Genomic DNA, 20,009 nt, shown 5'->3' on the forward strand with positions numbered 1-20,009 from the left:
ACGGATGCAGTACCGCCCCGGACTGCTGGTCGGCTTCCTGGCCAGCACCGGCTTGGAGTTCGGATCGTTCCTATAACAACCGCCCTTAATGATCTTTAGGACGGCCCGGAGGATCGTGTACGCCGACCGGATCGTGGACTCTGCCAAGCCCTTGCGCCGGAGCTCGACCACCCAACCCTCGATATGGGAGGGCCGGACCTTGTCCAGCGTCAGCCGCCCAAGAGAGCTGTTGAGGATGTGGGTCCGGGCGACGCCCGCGTACATGACCTTGGTGTTGCGCTTGCGTTCGGACGCCTCCAGTGAGGTGTCGATCCAGTGCTGCGTGAACGCCGCGACGGTCTTCCTCCGGTCTCTGGCAGGCTGGCCTCCCTCGACACGTTTGCGGATTTCCGCCGCCTTGTCGCGGGCCTCCTGAGGGGTGTCGCCGTACACCGTTTGCCTGCTGCTCTGCCCGAAGTCGTCGGTGACGCGGAGGTTGATCTGCCACCGCCCGTCCGGCCGGCGACGCGGGGCCGATCCTTCGCTGTTGCCGCGTCTTCTCGACGACGATCGCGTCTGTGACGTCCGCGGGCTCACTGCCGGTTCCTCCGTCCCCGCCTACGAGACGACGAGTCTGGCGGGGCGGTCCGACGCCGGTGACCGGGAATCCACAGGTCACGAAGCATTCGGTGGGCTGTGGACAAGGTCGAAGAGGTCGCCCTGGTTCGTGGTCGTGCGTGGGCTTCGCTGTCGCTCTCTGCTGACCGGTGACGAAGTGGGACCCTGCAGACGGCTCACGTAGCGCTCGAGCTCGGCTCGGGCGAGACGACAGCTGCGGCCGATGTGGACCGGTCGGAGATCACCCGCCTTCATCAGCGCGTAGATCGTCGTCCGGCCGACGCGCAGCACCCGGGCCGCCTCTTCGGGCGTCAGCAACAGGGGATCGGCGGCCAGCACGTCGCGAAGCGGCTGCGGTTCACCCATGTCGTCAACTCCCGGCCGTCCCGATCTTCAACGACCGCCTCGCAGGTGGCGCTGGAGCGGTCGCTGCGCTGCTGTCTGCCGTCTGACGGTGGGGGAGGGGTCTCCGGACGATCTCCAGTTCCGCTGGCAGTAGCGCGGACCGCCCACTGTCAGGAGCTGACTGGGACCTCGAGGTCCGCCTCCAATCACGACAGAAGTGCGGGAGATCGAGGATCACTGCAAGTAGGGAGCACCGGTCATGTGTGCGCGCCGCCGATAGGCCCGCAGTACGGGCTCCAGTGCCCGGGCGAGGCCGGGGAGGTCGCGGTCGTAGACGCGGCCGTCGTTCAGCTGACCGGCGAGCTCGCCGAGCAGCTTCGCCCAGTCCCGCCGGGTCGGTTCGAGGGGCACACGAATTTTCACCTGCCTTTCGACCACGCGAACGGCGGCTCGGTCAGAGGCCGCGGCTCGGGCCTGTTCCCAGGCTCGGTGCCGGCAGGTGGCCGAGCACCACTTCGGGATCGGTCCGCGGCTTCGCGGCGTGATCGGCCCACCGCACCACCCACAGGTCGTCGCGGCGATCCGCCGTGCACGACCGTCCACTCCGGCGCCGGGCGGGTCCGAGCGGTCTTCCGTAGCCCGTGCCCGCTGAACCTGCTGACGTCGTTGCCGCTCGCGCTCCCGCCGTCGAGCTCGGTGTTCGGGGCTTCCGCTGGTTCCCATGCCCACGACTGTGCAGACGATCCTGCAGTAACCCGTCACCACGAATTGCGAGACCCGAAGTGCAAGACGTGTGACGGCTCGTGATCTTGATCCGCCGGGAGGAGTCGCTGCGGCTGGTCGGTGGGACCGCGGGGCATTCGCCCTATGACAGACCCTGCTGACCTTGCTGGGGTCCGCGGGCGGTGGGGCGCCGGTACTTCGGGGATGCAAGGTGGTGTGGGCTGGCCGCCCGCACGGGGGGACGGGGCGGCTAGCCGGGCATCAGGGTCGGTCAGTCGTGCCGGGGTCGTCCAGTGCGTCGGTGTGCTGTCCTTCGCCCGACGGCGCGTGCGGGAGCGGCTGCTGACGCAGGCGCGTTGCTCGACTGGGGCCGGGGTGTAGCCGCAGGACTCCCAGCTATCGCACCGTTGGGGGGGCCATGCGCCACTCGGAGCGGTCGGTGGACTCTCCTATCGGCGAGCAGTTGGCCAGCGCCAGCATCAGCGCGCGCGTCGCCGGCCTGCTTGACCCGGGCGGCCAGCGCCGACGATCCGCCGCAGCCGCTGGCCCTGGTGCAGCCGAGGAGTTCGGCGGCGAGCTGGATCCGGACACGAGTGTCGCCCGGCTTGTCGGCACCGTCTACCGGCCGCGGCGGTAGTCATCCACTCCCGACGGACAGGTACCACCAGGCGAATGCGCCACCCCAGACCAGGTGGGCCGCCGCCAGCGATACCGCGGAGCTGTTGCGGTTCATGACCGGCGCCAACCACGGCATGATCAGGTACTGGTAGGAGGCCCAGTGGACGAGGGCGTAGCCCAGGATCAGCAGGGTTTCGAGTAGCGCGGGCCACTGGTCGACGTACTCGGCGATGGCCACGCCGTACAGCCACCCCATGAAGGCCGAGGCCAGCGCGTGCAGGGCCATTCCGATGACGAAGCCGTCGAGCAAGAACCGCCCGGTGTCGGCTCGCTGCCCGAGGAAGATGGAGGCGATGAGGTTCGGGGGTCGCCAGAAGCCCTGGCCTTGAGGGTTGCTTCGAGCATCTTCTCGACGCTCATGACAGCGCCGGCGACGAGTCCGGCGACCGTGGCTGTCAGGACCATGGCTGCCACGGCCCTGCCGGAGCTGGCCGGGGGTGGGGCGGCTGGCTCATCGGGACACCAGGCTTTCCACGGCCCGCGCCGTGCGTGCCTGCGGCGTGCGCAGGGACGGGCGCTGTCGGATCAGTAGCCGGCCCGACGGGACCTGTGCGCGCCACCGCGTGCGGCTACCGTGGCGCCAGACGTGCAGGTCGACCGTGGCGTTGCCGACGCGCAGCCCTCGCAGCTTGAGTTCCGGCAGCCAGTCCGGCAGTCGGGGGTCGAGCAGCAGGAGGTGTCCCGGGGCGAACGGGCGGATCCCGAGCAGCGCCTGGATCATCAGCACCGTTCCGCTGGCTGACCAGGACTGGGGAGCGTTGGCCTGGGGGTAGACGCCCGGGTGGGGATGCTCGTCGTCCCGGGGAAGCCCACCGACTGCCTCGGGGATCCGGTTGGCGGTGAAGAGCTCGGCCATGTCGAACAGTCCTCGCGCCAGCCCGTGGAGCTCTTCCCAGCAGCCGTAGCGACCGAAACCGGCGGCGATGGTGCCCTGTTCGACGGCCCAGACACTGCCGAGGTGGTAGCTGAACGGGTTGTAGGCGGGATTGTCGGTCGACAAGGTGCGGATGCCCCAGCCGGAGAACATGTCGGGCTGCATGAGCCGGGCAGCCACCCGCTGGCCCTGCTCCGGCGTGGCGACGCCGGTGAGGAGCATGTGGCCGGCATTGCTGGTCACCGGCGTGAGCGGCCGGCCCTCGGAGTCGAGGCCCAGCGCGTAGATGCCGACGTCCTCCAGCCAGAGCCGTGCGTTGATCCGTCGGCGTAGCCGGGCGGCCAGCCCCAGCAGCCGCCGGGCGTACAACCGGTCCCCGGCCGCCACGAAGACGGCAGCGATGTTGCGGAGCGCGGAGTACCAGTAGCCCTGGAGCTCGCAGGTGACGAGCGGGTCGGCCTGCACCTGGCCCTCGGCGTCGACGATGGCGTTCTTCGCGTCCTTCCAGCCCTGGTTGCGCACGCCCTTCTGCGAGCGGCGGCGGTACTCGAGCAGGCCGTCGCGGTCGAGGTCGCCGTAGCGGTCGAGCCAGGTGAGGGCCCGGCGGGCGGCCGGGAGCAGCTGGAGGGCGGTGTCGCGGTCGCCGGTCCAGGCGTAGTACTGGCCGAGCATCGCGACGTAGTCGACGGGGGTGGCGTAGTCGCCGTAGTAGCGGTCGAAGGGGTTGTCGCCTCGCGCGGAGGCGGGGGCGTCCCCGGCCTGGTGGATCATGGCGCCGGGTCCCTCGTCGCGCCAGTCGTCGATGCGCTGGCTCTGCATGGCGGCGTTGACCTGCAGCGCGTCGCGCAGCGGGGTCCGCAGGGCCAGCAGCGCCTGCCAGCCGGTGGTGAGGGTGTCGCGTCCGAAGAACTGGTCGTAGAGCGGAACGCCGGCGATCAGCGCGTGCGGTCCCTCCTGGATACCGAGTGGCAGGCTGGCCAGGTCGGCCAGTGCGGTGTCCCAGGTGCGCTGCACCGTGGCGTTGGATGCCTCCAGCAGCGGAGGTTCCTCGCCGAGGCGCTGGGCGACCACGGCGGCGGTGGAGCCGACGGTGAAGGTGCCCGGCGCCGGTCGGTGTTCTCGCCCGTCGACGATGGGACAGACCACCACCTCGATCCGCCGCCTGCCGCGGGCGGGCACGGACAGCGGGATCGTCAGGCGGCCCTCGTCCCAGTCGGCGTCCAGGTCGTGGAGGACCTGGATGCGCACGGCCCGGTCGAGCTGGTCGCTGTCGAGCCGGAGCTCCAGCCGGCGCTGGTCGGGGTCCCACGAGGTGAGCACGGGACCGGTGGGGTCGGGCTGGCCCGCGTCGGCCTCCGCGGTACCGCTGAAGTCGGCGGCCAGGTCCAGGCCGAGGACGAGTTGGCGATCCTGATGGGTGTAGTTGGCGATCTCGGCGCGCAGGCGCAGTCCGTCGCTGACGAAGGCCGCGAGCTCCAGGTGGGCGCCGGCGACCTCGCTGAACACCTCGGCCTCGTGCAGCTTCTGTGACTCAGGCACTTCGGCGTAGCCGAGCAGCGCCTCGTGGCCGACCTCACTCCAGGCGAAGGGGGTCACCTGCTGGCCGTCGATGGTCCAGCCCAGCCGGGAGAGCATCCGGGTGTTGTGGAAGTAGAAGCCTTCCGCGCCTTCTCCGGTACACAGGCCGAGCGGGCTGGTGACCAGCAGGGAGCGGTGCCGGTAGGCGAACCGCTGGTGGGGTCGGGTGCGCAGCTCCATCGGTCACCGCCTCCCGCGGCGCAGGGCGGTGATGCCGAGGAGCCCTCCGGCGGTGAGGAGAGCCCGGATCCGGCCGGGGTGCTGTTCGAGAGCGGTGGTGTAGAGGCTGGTGGACTTGGCGCGCTGCCCGAAGCTGCCCTCGACGGCGCCCGGCCCGGTGCTGGCGGTGAAGAGGTTGTCGCTGCCGTCGTCGGGCCGGTCGGTGCGCTGCTTCTCCACGGTCTTGCCGACCCGTAGCAGCAGTGTCGCGGCCGACCGGGGGGCCAAGCGGTGCACCAGTTCCAGCATCTTCCCGCCCCCGCCGACCACCATCCGCGGCTGCGGATGGGAGATGGCCCTCAGCACGGCGTCCGCGACGACGCGGGGCTGGTAGATCGGCGGGACCGGCTGGGGGAGGACCCCGAGCTTGGAGCGGGCGTGCTCGAACAACGGCGTGTTGATCGACGAGGGCAGCAACGTGCTGACCGTGATCGGGCTGCCCTCGTGCTCGAGTTCCATCCGCAGCGACTCGGCGAACCCCAGGATCCCGTGCTTGGCCGCGACGTAGGGCGCCTGCAGCGGCACCGCTTGGACGGCCAGTGCGCTGGCGACGTTGACGATGCCGCCCTGACTCTGGGGCCGCATCTGCTCGAGGGCGGCCTTCATCCCGTAGATCTGGCCCAAGAGGATCACCCGGATGGCCTGGGTGATTTCCTCGGCGCTCAGCTGGTGGACCTCGCCGTACACCGCGGTGGCCGCGCAGTTCACCCAGGTGTCGATGCGCCCGAACCGCTCGACCGTGTCCCGTGCCAGCCCCTGGACCTGCTCCCATTCGGCGACATCGGTGGGCTGGCTCAGGGCCGTCCCACCGAGTCGGGTCACCTCGGTCTCGAGCGTGTGGAGCGCCTCCTCGTTGCGCGCCGCGAGGGCGATCCTGGCGCCCTTCTCCGCGAGGAGGAGCGCCGTCTCCCGGCCGACGCCAGAGGAGGCGCCGGTGACCACGACCACCTGGTCTCGGATGGGGCGGGACATCAAGCACCTCTCTCCGGACGGGGGTGTTGACGGGAAGGCTGCACGTGCAGCCGGGTCAGGAGGCGAGCAGCGCGTAGACCAGGCCCACGACCAGCCCGTAGATCACGTGCGCCATGACGACTCCAGGCGGAGTGGCGGCCCCATAGTTCTTGGCGAAGGGGCCTGGCGGCTTCAGCTCGACGGCGGGTCCGGACGGGCTTCCGGCGGTCGCCGTGGCGGTCATGCGCGGATGCATGGCCGGCATCATCGCCATGACCACGCCGGCCATGAGGCCGTGGACGAGCCCGATCAGCGCACCTATCCACCACGCGTTTCCGGAGCCCACGTCGAACCAGGCGAACAGCAGGGCGTAGATCGAGCCGAAGACGAGGGCGCTCATCACCACGAGGTGCACCATCAGGCCGATTGGGCGGCCTTGGCGCTGTCACCGGTGAGCATCGTCCCCTGCAGCAGAGCCATGTCCATCTCGGTCTTTCCGGCCTTGCGCATCATGGTCATCATCGCGGTCATGACCACGCCGCCCGCGAGGCCGGCGAGCACTGCCGGCCAGAACTCGAAGTCCATCGTTCCTCCTCGAATGCGATGTGGCAGCGGTCAGCGTGCGGCGCGCGCCTCGACAAGCTCCTTGAGGTTGTGCAGCGAGTGCTCCAACTCGCGCTCGTTGCGCCGCTCGGCGTAGGCGGAGTCGAACAGCTCCCCGACGAGGCCGCCGGGCAGTTCGTAGTCCAGCTCGACTGCCACCCGGCTCCCCTCGTCGGCCTGCTCGACGGTCTGCACCATGCGCAGCATCCCGCCGCCGGGCGCTTCCGAGGAGTACGCCACCCGCTGCGGCCGCTCGAGCTGGGTGACCTCCCAGTTGCTCTCCAGGTTCCGCCCGAGCACGCGCAGCGTCTGGACGAACCGGTCGCCCTGCTCGATCGGCTTGCGGGGGGTCCCGTGTGTCTCCACAGTGATCGTGGACCAGATGGGCAGCAGGTCGAGGTCGGTGAGCGCCTCGAACACCTGTTCCCGGGATACGTCGATCTCGATGCTCTTGTCGATCTTCGCCATCACGCCACCTCCTGGGGCGCGGCCCCGTCACTCCCAGCGAACGACGGCAACGCGGCCCTCCGTGTCGGCGTGCCCCTGGTCCGCCCACTGGAACCGGAAATGCACGCTAGGTGACAATCATCGGGGTGGCTCGGGGAGGAGGTCTCCGCCGAGCAGCGCTTGGAGCCCCGGGACGTCGAGCAACTCGACCTGCCCGTAGCCGCTCTTGATCAGCCCCGTGTTGGTCAGGGTGCGCATGACTCGGCTCACCGACTGCCGCCGCGCTCCGATCAGGTCGGCGATGACCTCGTGGGTGAGCCGCACGACGACTCTGCTGGACTCCTGCTCCTGCTGCTCCAACAGGACGAACGCCACCTGCGCTTCGAGCCGGCGAGTCGTCATCACGGCGAGCCGACGGCGGTCGGCATCCAGGCGGCGGGCGATGGACGCCATCCAGCGCAGGCAGAGCGCGGGGAACTGCTGCAGCAGCTGCATCCACTCCTCGTCGGTTATCTCGATCACCCACGTCCCGCGGGACGCGACGGCGTCGAAGGGCATCGGCGATCCCAGCAACACCGGAATGTCTGCGACAACGCCGCCTCGGCGCACCAGTGCCATGACCACCCGCCCGCCGCGGGGCAGGCGGGCCAGCAGCTCCAGCTCACCGTCGAGGACCACCAGGACACGGTGGGCCTCCTGGCCAGCCGCGGCGACGAGTTGCCCGGCGGGAACCCCGCGCGGGGCACCGGCGCGGCGGAGATGGGCGAGCATCTCCCCTTCGAGGAGCGTCAGGTCGTGGCGCGCGGACACTCCGCTGATCCAGCGGCCCGGCGGACCAACCGGCATGAGTTCTCCTTACGTCTGCGGCGACCTGATCGTGCACGTGCCCGCTGGTCGCCGCGCTACGTGCGGGGCAACCTCCGGGAACCGCTGCACATTCAGCGGCGATCGATACCTCGGAACTGTCACCTGGAGTGCAGTCCCCGTTTCCCTGTAGATGTGTCGAGCACCACCCTCCTGAGCCGGCCGGGCGGACGGGGTCGCCCGGCCCGGTGCCATCTGCTGGATCGAGGAGGGGTGATGGAGACGAGGGATCTGGTCACCGATGCTGCGTTGGTCGGAGTCGCCGGATACGGGGCAGCCAAGGTCATGGGCAAGGCGACGACGTTCATGTACGAGCAGCAGACCGACGAGGCCAAGCAGGAGGAGAAGGAGGCGAGCTACGGCGTCGCGTACAACGTGGCGGCGAAGAAGACCGCCGCCCTCGTTGGTAAGGAGCTCTCGCAGGACCAGGCAAGCAGGGCCGGCATGGCGATCCACTACGCACTTGCCCTCGGCTGGGTGCCCGTGTACATGGTCGCCCGACGCCGCTTCGGTATGACGCCGTTCGGCGCCGGTGCGGCATCGGGTCTGTCCATGGCAGTGCTCGTCGACGAGATCGGCAACCCGCTCCTCGGGTTCACGCCACCACCCCAGAAGTATCCACTGGTCAGCCATCTGCGCGGACTGGCCGGACACCTCGTCTACGGATTCGCCGTCGCTGCCATCGTCGAAGCCGGCTGGAAACTGACGGGACGTCGCTGATGTTCATGAAGCCGTCGCAGCGCCGACCGAGACGGGCAACCGAGTTCTCGGGCGGCTGGTCGCCGACGATGCGGCGACTGCGGACCCAGATGGCCGTCATCACGACGGCGTCGACGGCGCTGTTGTGGGTCGACAACCTCAGCGAGCACTACCGCGGCGGATTCCAGCGCAAGCTGATGTACGTCCCGGTCGTCGCCAACCCCGTCGTCGCCGCGGCCGGCGCAGTCACGGCCGTGACGGGCGGCCGACGCGGCGCTCGGCTGTTCGGCCTGCTGTCCGGCGCACAGACACTCATCGCGACGGTCGGCTTCATCGAGCACCAGCGGGGCATCCTCAACAGGCCCGGACACCACCAACCCCGACAGCTGCTGTTCAACGCCTGGTACGGCCCCCCGTCCGCGGCGCCGCTGCAGTACCTCGGCCTCGGATTGATGGGCCTGATGGCCACGGTGCCCCCGTCCGCCGCCGCCCCCGTCCTGGCGCGCATCCCCATCCATCGGCTGATGCGGGCTTTCAGCGCGCTAAACATCCCGCCGCTGTGGGGCGAGATCGGCTACCTGCACGCCCGTGGCGCCTTCCAGAACCCGGCGCAGTGGCTGCCCGTCCTCACCCTCCCGGTCGCCGGAGCGATGTCCGCGCTGGCCGCGATATCGGAGGCCGATACCGCACACAAGGCCGCCACGGCCGCATCAGGCTGGACCGCCCTGCTGGGTGTGCTAGGCACCGGCTTCCACTTGTACGGACTGCACCGGCGCTACGGCGGCTACCGACGCGGCTCCTTCCTGTTCAACTGGCTCAACGGGCCGCCGGCGCCCGCCCCGCTGCAGATGGTCGGCCTCGGCCTGGCCGGCCTGGCCGCCGAACGGGCGGTGAGCCGAGGATGAAGCCGTCTCCGTACCCAGGCTTCGATCCGATGCGCGAGTCGGAGGCGTGGGAGGACCGCGACCGTGCCCTCGTGCTGTCCCGCCTCCACGACATCCCGGCGCTGCGCTTCTTCTCGCCGGAGGAGGCGCAACTGCTGGACGCCGTCGTCGACCGTCTCATCCCGCAGCCCGACCGTGCCCCTGACGACCGGGTCGTCGTCACGCCGTTCCTCGATCAGATGCTTTTCGACGACGACACCGACGGATTCCGCAAGGACGGCATGCCGTGGGACCAGGAGGTGTGGCGGCAGGCACTGATCGGCATCGACCAGACGAGTAACGCCCGCTACGGACGGCGGTTCGTCGAGCTGGACGCCACGCAGCAGGACGACGTCCTCTCAGCGTTCCAGAGCGGCGAGGCCGAGGGAGCGGTATGGCGGCACCTGCCGTCGGCCGCGGTGTTCACGAAGGTGATCGAGCAAGTGGTGTCCGTCTACTACGCGCACCCCTCGGCGTGGGCGGAGATCGGTTGGCCCGGTCCCGCCAGCCGGCGCGGCTACATGCGCACCGGATACGGCCAGCTCGACCCGTGGCGGCCCCGCGAGATCGGATCGGCGTCCTCGGTCCAGCTGGTGGAGATCAGCGAGAGCGTCGGGGGCCCCTCCGGCTCGGTAGGGGGCACGCATTGACCAGCCATGACGAGGTCGACGCGGTCGTCGTCGGCGTCGGAGCCGCCGGTGCCGTCCTGGTGCGCAAGCTCGCCGACGCCGGCTGGCGCGTCGTCGGCCTGGACGCCGGGCCGCACTGGGACCCGCAGACGGACTTCCTGTCCGACGAACGCGCCATGTCCAAGCTGTTCTGGCGCGACCGCCGAGTCACCGGTGGGGACGATCCCATCGAGCTCGCAGGCAACGTCACCGGCAAGGGCGTCGGTGGCAGCACCGTGCACTACTCCATGTACGCGCTCCGGCTGCACCGGTCGGACTTCGAGACCCGGACCCGTGACGGCGTCGGCTCGGACTGGCCGCTGAGCTACGAGGACCTGGAGCCCTACTACGACGAGGTGGAGCGCGAACTCGGCATCGCCGGCCCCGTCGACTGGCCCTGGGACGCGCCCCGCCGCCACCGCTACCCCTACCGCCCGCACCAGCTCAACGGGGTGGGCGAGGTTATGGCGCGGGGATGCGACGCCCTGGGCATCACCTGGCGTCCGGGCGCCATTGCGACGCTGTCCGCACCGAAGGGCGACCGTCCGCCGTGCGTCTACCGCGGCTGGTGCCTGTCGGGCTGCACCACGAACGCCAAGTCCAGCACGCTGGTCACCTACGCGGAGGAGGCCGTGCACGCCGGCGCCGACATCCGCCCGCACTGCATGGTGCACCGCGTCGACACCGACGCGACCGGCCGCGCCATCGGGGTCACCTACTTCCGGCGCTCCGCGGACGGCACCGTGCACGAGGAGCGGCAGCGCGCCCGCGTCGTCATCGTCAGCGCCTACTCGATCGAGACACCGCGCCTGCTGCTCATGTCGGCGTCTTCCCGATACCCGGACGGGCTGGCCAACAGCAGCGGCCTGGTCGGGAAGGGACTGATGATCCACGGCTCCGACATCGTCTTCGGACGGTTCCCGGAGCCGGTCTCCCAGTTCAAGGCACCGCCCCCCAACACGATCACCCAGGACTTCTACGAGACGGACGCCGCCAACGACTTCGTCCGCGGCTACAGCATCGAGACCGTCGGGCCGCTGCCCGGCAAGTTCGCGCAGCTGGCGGCGTCGACCCTGGGCCTGTGGGGGGAGTCGCTGCGCGAGTTCATGTACGACTACAGCCACTACGCCGGGCTGGGACTGGTCGGTGAGACGCAGGCACAGGACGGCAACGGCGTACGGCTGTCGCCGGACGAGACCGACACCTTCGGGTTGCCCATCCCGGTCGTCACTTTCTCCTACGCCGACGACGACAGACGCCTTCTGGACGCCGGCGCCGACACGCAGCGCCGGATCCTGGAGGCGGCCGGTGCGGAGGTCACGTTCCGGGTCAGCGACACCGCGCACCTCATGGGCGCATGCCGGATGGGGAACGACCCGGTGACCTCGGTCGTCGACCGGAACTGCCGGGCCTGGGACGTCCGAGGCCTCTACATCTGCGACGGCAGCGTCTTCGTCACCTCCGGCGCCGCCAACCCCAGCCTGACCATCCAGGCCATTGCCGCCCGTACGGCCGACCAGCTGATCGCCGCCGGCCGGCGTCACGAGCTGTAGGCCGCACCTATCCAACCGAGAGGCACATCATGAGCAGCAGCACTGTCGCAGACGTCCTGGTGAAGCGGCTTCAGCACTGGGGGGTCGAGCAGGTCTTCGGGTACGCCGGGGACGGCATCAACGGGATCCTCGGCGCGCTCAACCGCGCCGGCGACAAGCCGCGCTTCATCCAGTCCCGACACGAGGAGATGTCCGCCTTCGAGGCCGTGGGATACGCCAAGTACGGCGACCGGGTCGCGGTGTGCCTCGCGACCTCCGGTCCCGGAGCCGTGCACCTGCTCAACGGCCTCTACGACGCCAAGCTCGACCACGTGCCCGTCGTCGCGATCGTGGGACAGCAGCCCCGCCACGCCCTCGGGGGGCACGCCCAGCAGGAGGTCGACCTGCAGTCGCTGTTCAAGGACGTCGCCCACGAGTACGTCCACACCGCCATGGCGCCGGAACAGTTCCCGGGGCTGGTCGACCGGGCTATCCGCATCGCCCTCGCCGAGCGCACGCCCACGTGCGTCATCGTCCCGGCCGATCTGCAGGAGGCCGACTACAGCCCGCCGCCGCACGCGCTGAAGTCGCTGCCCACCTCGTCGGACTACCGACCGCCCCGCATCCTGCCCCGGGAAGAGGACATCGCTCGGGCGGCCGAGGTCATCAACGCCGGCGAGCGGGTGGCGATCCTCGTCGGTGCAGGAGCGCGCGGGGCCCGCCAGCAGGTCGCCGAGCTGGCCGAGGTCACCGGCGGCGGCGTCGCCAAGGCCCTGCTCGGCAAGGACGTCCTGGCCGACGACCTGCCCTACGTCACCGGCGCGATCGGGCTGCTCGGCACCAAGCCCAGCTACGACCTGATGATGGACTGCGACACGCTGATCATGGTCGGCACCGGTTTCCCTTACCCCCGCTTCCTGCCCGAGTTCGACCAGGCCCGGGCGGTACAGATCGACATCGACCCCAAGATGCTCGGCCTGCGCTACCCCACCGAGGTGAACCTCGCCGGCGACGCCACGGCCACCCTCGAAGCGCTGCTGCCCCTGCTGGATCGCAAGACCGACCGGTCCTGGCGGCAGACCGTCGAGAGCAACGTCGCTGACTGGTGGCGCGTGGTGGAGACGCGCGCCATGAACGACGCCGACCCGGTCAACCCGCAACGGGTCTTCTGGGAGCTCTCCTCCCGCCTGCCCGACGACGCAATGCTCGCCGCGGATTCGGGGTCGGGCACCAACTGGTACGCGCGGGACGTGAAGCTGCGCGAGGGGATGCGCGCCTCGCTGTCCGGGACGCTCGCCACCATGGGGCCGGGCGTGCCCTACGCGATCGGTGCGAAGTTCGCCCGTCCCGACCGGCCCGCGATCGCCCTGGTCGGCGACGGGGCGATGCAGATGAACGGCATCAACGAGCTCATCACCATCGGCAAGTACTGGCGGGAGTGGGCAGACCCCCGACTGGTCGTCATGGTGCTGCACAACCAGGACCTGGCGCAGGTGACCTGGGAGATGCGCGGAATGGAGGGCGACCCCAAGTACGACGCGTCCCAGGACATCCCGTCCTTCCCGTACGCGCAATACGCCGAGATGCTGGGCCTGCACGGCATCCGCGTCGACCAGCCGGACCAGCTGGGCGACGCCTGGGAGCAGGCGCTTTCCGCCGACCGCCCGGTGGTGCTCGAGGTCATCGCCGACGCCAACGTGCCGCCCATCCCGCCGCACATCGACCTGTCGCAGGTCAAGGCGTACACGACATCGGTCCTGCACGGCGACACCAACCGGATCGACATGGTCAAGCAGGGCATCAAGGGGAAGCTCGCCGAGTTCACGTCATGACCGACGGGGACATCGACCCCGGCCGGGTCGACAGCGTCGTCTGCTCGGCCTACACCCTCCCCACCGATCGGCCGGAGTCCGACGGGACGCTGCGCTGGGACTCCACCACCATCGTCGTCGTCGAGGTCCGCGGAGGCGGCGCGACCGGCCTCGGTTACTCCTACACCGACGCGGCGGCCGCCGAGCTCGTCGACCGGGTCCTCGCCCCTGTGGTCACCGGACGACCGATCGTGGACACGGGTCGCTCGTGGGCGGCCATGGTCGATGCGTTGCGCAACATCGGTCGGCCGGGCCTCGGCTCAGCGGCGCTGTCCGCCGTCGACATCGCGCTCTGGGACCTCAAGGCATGTCTTCTGGAGACCTCCGTCGCGGCCCTGACGCCCGCCTTCCACGACGCCGTCCCCGTCTACGGCAGCGGCGGGTTCACCTCCTACTCCGACGCCGAGCTGCAGGAGCAACTCGTCGGCTGGGTGGACCAGGGCATTGGCAGCGTCAAGATGAAGGTGGGCCGCGAGCCCGACCGCGACGAGGCCCGGGTGCGGGCGGCCCGCTCCGCCATCGGTGACGCGGATCTGTTCGTCGACGCGAACGGCGCGTGGACGCGGAAGCAGGCACTGGCCTCCGCCGACCGCTTCGCCCAGTACGGCGTGACCTGGCTCGAGGAGCCGGTCACCTCCGACGACCTCGACGGCCTCCGCCTGCTGCGTGACCGGTCGCCCGCGGGGATGGACATCACGGCCGGCGAGTACGGCTACGACCTGCCGTACTTCCGCCGGATGCTCGAAGCCGGTGCCGTCGACTGCCTGCAGGCCGACGTCACCCGGTGCGGCGGCATCACCGGCTTCCTCGCCGTCGGGGCGCTCTGTGACGCCCACACGACCGACCTGTCCGCGCACACCGCCCCATCCGTCAGCGCCCACGCGTGCGCGGGTGTCTGGCACCTGCGGCACCTCGAGTACTTCCACGACCACGTCCGCGTCGAGGAACTGCTCTTCGACGGCGCGCTCACGGCCGCGTCCGGGGTCATCCGGCTGGATGATGGATGCCCCGGGCTCGGCCTGCAACTCAAGACGCTCGATGCCCAGCCGTACCGTGTCGCCTGACTCGCGGGACGTCGCCGCTGTCCGCACTGGGCGAGCGATGTGCTGCCGGTTGGGGGGCACCCAACCACACGGGCGCCCGGCGGGGGTCGAGCCGCCCATGAGACCCGTCATGGCCAACGACACCGAGGGGGCGATCGTCGCCGGCTACGGATCGCTGTCGGACTGCGCCTCCGCCGGTGTGGTCGTTACCAGCGGCTGGGCGGACCGGGGGTGCCTATCCGGCGCCAGCCGCGGTTATAGGACGGTCCATCGAGGCGCGCCCCGGTGGCCGGCACGTCGATGGCTGGCGGCGCCGCGCCACCATGGTCCCGCACCGTCACCTCGCCCGTTGGGCACGCGAGTCGTCGTGGTCCGCTCCCGCCCGGAGGCATGCCCCCCAGGCTCCGGGGGACCAGCCAGGTCGCCCTAAGTCAGCCGAGTTGGTTGGTGATCTCGATCGCGCCCTTGAGGCTCCGTGCGACCGGGCACCCGTCCGCGGGCAAGGGAGCCGGTCAGATCGAGCGATCATCCGAGACACCGACCTGGAGCAGGGATGCAGCCGGCCCGGCTCGGCACGCTCAACGTGGACGCCCGGGGGCGAGGGAAGTGGGGATGGAAGTCATGGGCCGTCTCGGCGGGTTCCCTGCATCAGACCGCCGACACGCAGGATCTCGGAGGGGCGATGGTGGACCGACCTGACGCGACGACGGCCCGGGTCGAGGTGCTCTGGCGGCCGGGCTGCCCCTACTGCTCCCTACTCCATGCCGGCCTGCGGCGGGCCGGCATCAGCACCCGTGAGCACAACATTTGGGCCGATCCTGCGGCGGCAGAGCGGGTTCGTGCCGCCACGGGCGGCGACGAGACCGTCCCGACCGTCGTCGTCGGCAGCCGGACGTTGGTAAATCCCTCCGTGGCAGCCGTCGTGGCCGCCGTCCGCGCGGAGTTCCCGGATGAGGCCGAGGATCTCGTGGGGGTGGCTCCGGAAGTGCCGCGGTTCCCCTCGGCGGTGTGGAGCCCGGCGTTGTGGACGCTCGCCGGGGGGCTGGTGTGGGTGGCGCTGGCGGCGTGGCGGCCGACGACCACGTGGCATCTCGGCCCGGCGCTGCTCGCCGCGGCCGCGCCGTGGGTTGTCGCGCAGGACCTGCGCGCCGGCGACCGGCGCGCTCTGCCCCGCCTCGCGGCTGCTGCCGTCGCAGGACTGCTCGTCTCCCTCCTGGTCGGCGGGGGGTTGGCGGCGACCGGACTCCTGCGGGGGCCGACGCTGCCCGGCTTCGCCGATCCGCTCCCCGAATCGGTGGTCTTCGCCACGGCAGGGGCCGTTCTCGCCGCACTCGTCGGCGCGCGCAGGGCGCTGCGAAGGCCGCCAGCGACACGGTCCGCATGGGTCGGTGAGCACATGCTGGCCCGCTCCGACGACGTCGTGATGGTGGAGGGCAATGCCTACTTCCCGGCGTCCGCTGTCCGGCCGGGAGCGCTGGTCCCGACGTCTACGCGGACGGTCTGTCCCTGGAAGGGGATCGCCCGGTACTACACGGTGACCCTCGGCGGGACCGAGCTCCGCGACGCGGCCTGGTCCTATCCCCATCCGCTACCGCTGGCGCGGCGGGTGAAGGGCCGTATCGCCTTCTGGGGTGGTGTTGAGAGCCGGACGGAGTAGGAAACCGGGACGTCGCCCCCTGCGACACGGGTCAGCATTGCCGCCGGGGGCCTGCGCCCCGGTCGATCAACGACGGGAACCGAGCAGCGATGGACGGCCCGCGTGACACCGCACGTGGTCCGGCGCATCGACCTACACCTCCAGGAGGACCTTCGATGGCTGAGCAGTTCGACGTGATCGTGATCGGCATGGGGCCCGGCGGGGAGGTCGCCGCCAGCCGGCTGCTGAAGGCCGGGAAGCGGGTCGCCGTCGTCGAGCGGGAACTGATCGGCGGAGAGTGCGCCTACTGGGGATGCATCCCCTCCAAGACGCTGCTGCGTCCACCGGAGGCGCGTGGCGGGGTTGAGCGGGCGGCTGGCGTCGGCGGCGCGGAACTCGACTGGGCGGACACCTGCGACTACCGCGACTACATGATCCGCCACCTCGATGACACCGCTCAGGTGGCCGGTTACGAGAAGCAGGGCGCCACTGTGGTCAAAGGTGCGGCGCGCCTCACCGGCCCGGGAACCGTGGACGTCGAGGGACGGGAGCTGTCGGCCGAGCACGTCGTCGTGGCGACTGGTTCCGAGCCGGTGCTGCCGCCGATCGACGGCGTCGAGGAGGTGGGGGCGTGGACCAACCGGGAGGCGACGACGCTGCGGGAGATCCCCCGGCGTGTGCTCATGCTGGGGGGAAGTGCGGTCGGGATCGAGCTCGGTCAGTTCCTGCGGCGCTACGGGGCGGACGTCACCATCGTGGAGGTGGCGCCCCGGCTGCTCGGGCGTGAGGACCCACGCCTGGGCGAGCTTGTCGGTGACCACCTGGCCCGCGATGGCGTGCACGTGCACACCGCCGTCACTCCGAAGCGGGTCCGCCGCGCCGGCCAGGAGACGGTGCTCGAGCTCGAGGACGGCGCGGAGCTACGCGGCGACGTCCTTATCGCCGGCACCGGACGTCGACCGCGTACAGAGGGTCTCGGTCTGGAGGCCGCCGGGGTGGAGCTCGGCGCGAAGGGCGCCGTTCCGGTCGACGAGCACTGTCGCGCTGCAGAGGGGCTGTGGGCGATCGGAGACGTCACCGGCACGATGCAGTTCACCCACGTCGCCATGTACCAGGCGCGGATCGTCGCCGACACCATCCTCGGGAAGCCTCGCCGTGCTCGCTATGACGGCATCCCGCGGGTGATCTTCTCCGATCCCGAGGTCGCCGCGGTGGGGCTGACCACCGAGGAAGCCGGGCAGCAAGGTCTACCCGTTGTCTCCGCCGAGATCGACCTGTCGCACACGATCGCCCGGCCCTGGACGTACGAGCGAGAGCCCCGGGGCTACCTCGGGCTGCTGGCCGACCCTGAGCGGCGGGTCCTGCTCGGCGCATGGGCGATCGCACCACAGGCCAGCGAATGGATCCACCAAGCGGCGCTGGCCGTGCGCGAGCAGATCCCGGTCGACCGGCTGCTCGACCAGGTCGCCCAGTTCCCCACGTACACGGAGGGCTACCTCAAGGCCATGGAGGAGCTGGAACTGTGAGGCGCCGAGCGGGTGCATCGCAGTGGTCCGGTGAAGCAGGACCGCGATCGCGGTGCGGTCAATGGTGAACCAACGCGACGACCTGTCGACGGCCGGAGCGGAAGGGCGGCAACCCTGCTCGCCGCGGCCCCGGAGACAGCCGATGAACCCGTGGAGGCAACCTTGAGTGACAAGCCGATCGGTGATTACGCGATGCTGTCGGACTCCCGGTCGGCGGCGTTGGTCAGCATTGACGGTTCGGTGGACTGGCTGTGCTTTCCGCGCTTCGACAGCCCCGCCGTCTTCAGCCGTCTGCTGGGCGAGCAAGCCGGGTTCTGGTCGGTCCGACCGGTGGCGGAAGCCCGCACCAGCCGCCGTTACGTGCCCCGGACCCTCGTGTCGGAGACGACGCACCACACCGGCGACGGCGTCGTGACGGTGAAGGATGCCATGGCGCTCGGCGCCCGCACCCGCGGCCATGAGCTGGGGGCCCGCGCGCCCGGAGTCCTCCTGCGGGAGGTGACGTGCACGCAAGGAAACGTCGACGTCGAGATGGTGTTCGCGCCGCGACCGGAGTACGGACTGGTCCACCCGTTGCTGCGCGAGGTTCCAGGCGGCGTGCTGGCGCGTGGGGGCGCGGACCTGCTGGCACTGTCGAGTCCGGTCCCGTTGTCGATGGAGGACGGGACGGCCCGTGCTCGCGTCGCGCTGTCGGACGGCGACACAGTCGGTTTCGCCCTGCATCACCAGTCGAGCTGGCAGGACGCCCCGGACCTGTGGAGTCAGGCGGACATCGCCCAGCGGCTGGCCGACACACGGCAGGGGTGGGAGACCTGGTCGCAACTGCACCAGAGCTACGAAGGGCCGTGGAGAGAGCTGGTCGATCTCAGCGGCCGGGTGCTGCAAGGGCTGACATACTTCCCGACCGGCGCGATCGTGGCCGCGGCGACGACCTCACTTCCGGAGTCCGTGGGCGGGACCCGCAACTGGGACTACCGCTACACGTGGGTGCGCGACGCGAGCATGACGTTGCAGGCGCTGTGGGTGGCCGCGTGCCCACACGAGGCCAGCACCTTCTTCCAGTTCCTGGCCGGCGCCGCAGCCAGCCAGGTCGAGCGGGACATGGAGCTGCAGATCATGTTCGGGATCGGGGGAGAACGTGACCTGTCCGAGCGGCAGTTGCCGCACCTGCCGGGGTGGCGCGGCAGCGCTCCGGTTCGCGTCGGCAACGGCGCGTGGCAGCAGCGCCAGCTCGACGTGTACGGGGAACTGCTCGATGCCGCTGCCCGACTTCCCGAGGTCCTCGAAAACCTCGACAGCGACACCCGGCGGTTCCTGGCCGGCGTGGCCGATGCGGCCGCCGCTCGCTGGCACGAGACCGACCAGGGCATCTGGGAGGTCCGAGGCGATCCCCAGCACTTCTTGTACTCGAAACTCATGTGCTGGGTCGCGATGGACCGGGCCATCGCCCTGGCCGACACGCTGCAAGCGTCCGATCGGGTGGAGCGCTGGCGCCAGGTACGTGAGCAGATCGCCGAGGCGATCCACAGCGACGGGTGGAACGAGCAGGTCGGGGCGTTCACCCAGGCGTTCGGCTCAGACGACCTCGACGCCTCCGCGCTGATGCTGTCGATCGTCGGCTTCCTGCCCGGTCACCACCCCAGGATGCTCGCGACGATCGACGCCATCGACCAGCAGCTCACCGACGAGCGAGGACTGGTCTACCGGTATCGAAGCCATGACGGGCTGCCCGGAGAGGAGGGGACGTTCCTGCTGTGCACCTTCTGGCTGGCACACGCCTTGGCCTTGGCCGGACGAACCACGCGGGCCCGCACGGTGTTCGAGCGGGCCGTCTCGTTCGTCAACGACCTCGGCTTACTCGCCGAGGAAGTAATCCCCGACAGTGACGAGCTGCTCGGCAACTATCCGCAGGCGTTCAGCCACATCGGGCTGGTGAACGCCGCCTGGGCCATCAGCGAAGCCGAGGATGAGAGCACGCCGGAGCCCCAGCCCCTGAGCCCCCAGCAGGCCGTCCCCTCAGACGCGCACGTCGTCGCCGAAGGATCGTGATGCGCTTGTCTGCATCCGCGACCGACCGGCACCCAGGGCTGCGGCACGAGGTGGCTCGCCGCCCCGTCGTCAACCGCCCCCGCCGAGACACAGGGACCCCGGGCGCGCTGCGATCTCGCCGAGCCGACGGCAACCCGAGCTGCTCCCAGGGAAGATCGATATCCGGTCGGTGCCCGGCAGGGA

The 20,009-nt window shown here is 70.3% G+C and carries 19 protein-coding genes; 9 read left to right on the top strand and 10 right to left on the bottom strand.

Annotated elements, in window-relative coordinates; genetic code table 11:
• From CNO22_RS03045 to CNO22_RS03090, 10 genes are all read right to left on the bottom strand, one after another.
• A partial coding sequence (locus CNO22_RS03045; RefSeq protein ID WP_198588067.1) for a hypothetical protein occupies window positions 1–432 on the bottom strand: 432 nt, incomplete at its 3' end.
• Window positions 433–654: 222 nt separating this feature from the next.
• Window positions 655–963 (bottom strand): helix-turn-helix domain-containing protein, encoded by a 309-nt coding sequence (locus tag CNO22_RS03050; RefSeq protein WP_100497886.1) that lies wholly within the window; start codon window positions 961–963, stop codon window positions 655–657.
• 213 nt (window positions 964–1,176) lie between these two features.
• Window positions 1,177–1,353, bottom strand: coding sequence for a hypothetical protein (locus tag CNO22_RS03055; protein ID WP_232806748.1), 177 nt, complete (start codon window positions 1,351–1,353; stop codon window positions 1,177–1,179).
• 949 nt (window positions 1,354–2,302) lie between these two features.
• Complete coding sequence (locus CNO22_RS03065; RefSeq protein ID WP_100497888.1) at window positions 2,303–2,593, bottom strand: hypothetical protein; 291 nt, start codon at window positions 2,591–2,593, stop codon at window positions 2,303–2,305.
• 201 nt (window positions 2,594–2,794) lie between these two features.
• Window positions 2,795–4,975, bottom strand: coding sequence for a glycogen debranching N-terminal domain-containing protein (locus tag CNO22_RS03070; RefSeq protein WP_100497889.1), 2,181 nt, complete (start codon window positions 4,973–4,975; stop codon window positions 2,795–2,797).
• A 3-nt stretch (window positions 4,976–4,978) separates the two neighbouring features.
• On the bottom strand, window positions 4,979–5,986 hold the full coding sequence (locus CNO22_RS03075) for an SDR family oxidoreductase (protein ID WP_100497890.1): 1,008 nt from the start codon (window positions 5,984–5,986) through the stop codon (window positions 4,979–4,981).
• Between the two features lie 55 nt (window positions 5,987–6,041).
• The gene (locus CNO22_RS03080) at window positions 6,042–6,383 is read right to left on the bottom strand and encodes a hypothetical protein (RefSeq protein ID WP_100497891.1); all 342 of its coding nucleotides are present in this window, start codon (window positions 6,381–6,383) and stop codon (window positions 6,042–6,044) included.
• On the bottom strand, window positions 6,383–6,550 hold the full coding sequence (locus tag CNO22_RS27430; RefSeq protein WP_157936766.1) for a hypothetical protein: 168 nt from the start codon (window positions 6,548–6,550) through the stop codon (window positions 6,383–6,385). The genes CNO22_RS03080 and CNO22_RS27430 overlap by 1 nt, the downstream gene beginning before the upstream one ends.
• A gap of 30 nt (window positions 6,551–6,580) precedes the next feature.
• Window positions 6,581–7,036 carry an SRPBCC family protein gene (locus CNO22_RS03085; protein WP_157936767.1) on the bottom strand — a complete coding sequence of 152 codons (456 nt, stop codon included), beginning with the start codon at window positions 7,034–7,036 and terminating at the stop codon, window positions 6,581–6,583.
• Between the two features lie 117 nt (window positions 7,037–7,153).
• On the bottom strand, window positions 7,154–7,861 hold the full coding sequence (locus tag CNO22_RS03090; protein WP_100497893.1) for a Crp/Fnr family transcriptional regulator: 708 nt from the start codon (window positions 7,859–7,861) through the stop codon (window positions 7,154–7,156).
• 234 nt (window positions 7,862–8,095) lie between these two features.
• On the opposite strand from CNO22_RS03090, the gene CNO22_RS03095 reads away from it, so the two are divergent.
• The 9 genes from CNO22_RS03095 (at window position 8,096) to CNO22_RS03140 (ending at window position 19,826) form a co-directional block, all read left to right on the top strand.
• On the top strand, window positions 8,096–8,599 hold the full coding sequence (locus CNO22_RS03095; protein ID WP_157936768.1) for a DUF1440 domain-containing protein: 504 nt from the start codon (window positions 8,096–8,098) through the stop codon (window positions 8,597–8,599).
• Between the two features lie 68 nt (window positions 8,600–8,667).
• Window positions 8,668–9,483, top strand: coding sequence for a hypothetical protein (locus tag CNO22_RS03100; RefSeq protein WP_157936769.1), 816 nt, complete (start codon window positions 8,668–8,670; stop codon window positions 9,481–9,483).
• 29 nt (window positions 9,484–9,512) lie between these two features.
• Entirely contained in the window at window positions 9,513–10,151 is a 639-nt protein-coding gene (locus CNO22_RS03105) for a gluconate 2-dehydrogenase subunit 3 family protein (RefSeq protein ID WP_157936770.1), read from the top strand.
• Window positions 10,148–11,722 carry a GMC family oxidoreductase gene (locus CNO22_RS03110; protein WP_198588068.1) on the top strand — a complete coding sequence of 525 codons (1,575 nt, stop codon included), beginning with the start codon at window positions 10,148–10,150 and terminating at the stop codon, window positions 11,720–11,722. Before CNO22_RS03105 ends, CNO22_RS03110 begins: the two co-directional genes overlap by 4 nt.
• Window positions 11,723–11,751: 29 nt before the next feature.
• Entirely contained in the window at window positions 11,752–13,533 is a 1,782-nt protein-coding gene (locus CNO22_RS03115; protein ID WP_100497898.1) for a thiamine pyrophosphate-requiring protein, read from the top strand.
• Window positions 13,530–14,636 (top strand): enolase C-terminal domain-like protein, encoded by a 1,107-nt coding sequence (locus tag CNO22_RS03120; RefSeq protein ID WP_100497899.1) that lies wholly within the window; start codon window positions 13,530–13,532, stop codon window positions 14,634–14,636. The genes CNO22_RS03115 and CNO22_RS03120 overlap by 4 nt, the downstream gene beginning before the upstream one ends.
• Before the next feature lie 532 nt (window positions 14,637–15,168).
• Window positions 15,169–16,272: a DUF427 domain-containing protein gene (locus CNO22_RS28105; RefSeq protein ID WP_198588069.1), complete on the top strand. Its 1,104-nt coding sequence runs from the start codon at window positions 15,169–15,171 to the stop codon at window positions 16,270–16,272.
• A 155-nt stretch (window positions 16,273–16,427) separates the two neighbouring features.
• Entirely contained in the window at window positions 16,428–17,777 is a 1,350-nt protein-coding gene (locus tag CNO22_RS03135; protein ID WP_100497900.1) for a dihydrolipoyl dehydrogenase family protein, read from the top strand.
• A 30-nt stretch (window positions 17,778–17,807) separates the two neighbouring features.
• Window positions 17,808–19,826: a glycoside hydrolase family 15 protein gene (locus CNO22_RS03140; protein ID WP_198588070.1), complete on the top strand. Its 2,019-nt coding sequence runs from the start codon at window positions 17,808–17,810 to the stop codon at window positions 19,824–19,826.
• Window positions 19,827–20,009: the final 183 nt, after the last annotated feature.

The sequence above is a fragment of the Geodermatophilus chilensis genome, assembly GCF_002802985.1.
Taxonomy (GTDB): domain Bacteria; phylum Actinomycetota; class Actinomycetes; order Mycobacteriales; family Geodermatophilaceae; genus Geodermatophilus; species Geodermatophilus chilensis.